The organism is Limnospira sp. PMC 1279.21, assembly GCF_032349615.1.
In the GTDB taxonomy this organism is placed as follows: domain Bacteria; phylum Cyanobacteriota; class Cyanobacteriia; order Cyanobacteriales; family Microcoleaceae; genus Limnospira; species Limnospira fusiformis.
In genome coordinates this window covers 1-960 of sequence record NZ_JARPLU010000443.1, presented here as the reverse complement: position 1 = coordinate 960, position 960 = coordinate 1, and the positions used below count along the sequence as shown (strand labels likewise).

The window sequence follows — 960 nt, the reverse complement described above, 5'->3', positions numbered from 1 at the left end:
CGGTTTTGAATGGGAGTTGGGAAAGGTGACTTTCCTTTCGACCCCTACCATCTGGTCAATGTTACGGGCATGGACAGTCTCAAGATGCGGAATGGCAACTTACGAAAAGCTAGGAAACTACTTCAACAAAGGAACGGTTAAACTTAGCAACGGGAAAGAAAGACATGAAACTTGGTTATTCAAGACTAAGGATGGATTCCAACTATGGAAACATAACTGGACTCCGATTGTCAGACATACCCTAATACGCCCTGACGCAACACCATACGACGGAAATTGGACTTACTGGGCAACCAGGAAAGGACAAGCAATTGAAACGCCAAACAGGGTAGCAAAACTACTCAAAAAGCAAAAGGGTAGGTGTACCTGGTGCGGACAGTATTTCGCACCATCGGATTTAATTGAAGTAGACCACATTGTACCTCGAAGCCTAGGTGGAAAGGATGAATACAAGAATCTTCAACTATTACACCGCCACTGTCACGATGATAAAACGGCGTTAGACAACGCCAAAGCTGTATCCTTAACAATGGAACAGTCAGACTAGGAGCCGTGTGAAGGGAAACTTTCACGCACGGTTCTGAATGGGAGGGGATGGAGGCGACTCCATTCTCGACCCCTACTAAAGGGAGGCAAGAGTCATGATATCTTTGAGAAAAAAACTACACCGTTTAATAGAAGGAATATCAGACGAGGACCTGAAAACTGCCTGGGAGTTTCTGACCCCCCTCTATGAGGATGCTTTCATGCTCAAAGCCATTGATAATGCCCATCAAAAATTAAGGCCAGGAGATGCCTTGACGAGAGAAGAAGCCCTACAAGTGCTGTATTTTGATTATGGGCGTGTCCCCCTAGCCCCCCATGGATTGAATCCCGATATAGAAAGCATTTGATATTGGTTATGTCGTCAGCACCCCCGGCTGAAGCACGGGGGCTTCGTGCCCCCCGCTTTCAGGTAGC

2 protein-coding genes are annotated in these 960 nt (G+C 46.8%); both read left to right on the top strand.

Features of this window, described 5'->3' with window-relative positions:
* Positions 1–547: HNH endonuclease signature motif containing protein (locus tag P5683_RS25320; protein ID WP_315642116.1), on the top strand; the 547-nt coding region annotated here is incomplete at its 5' end.
* A gap of 94 nt (positions 548–641) precedes the next feature.
* The gene (locus P5683_RS25315; RefSeq protein ID WP_006668846.1) at positions 642–893 is read left to right on the top strand and encodes a hypothetical protein; all 252 of its coding nucleotides are present in this window, start codon (positions 642–644) and stop codon (positions 891–893) included.
* Positions 894–960: the final 67 nt, after the last annotated feature.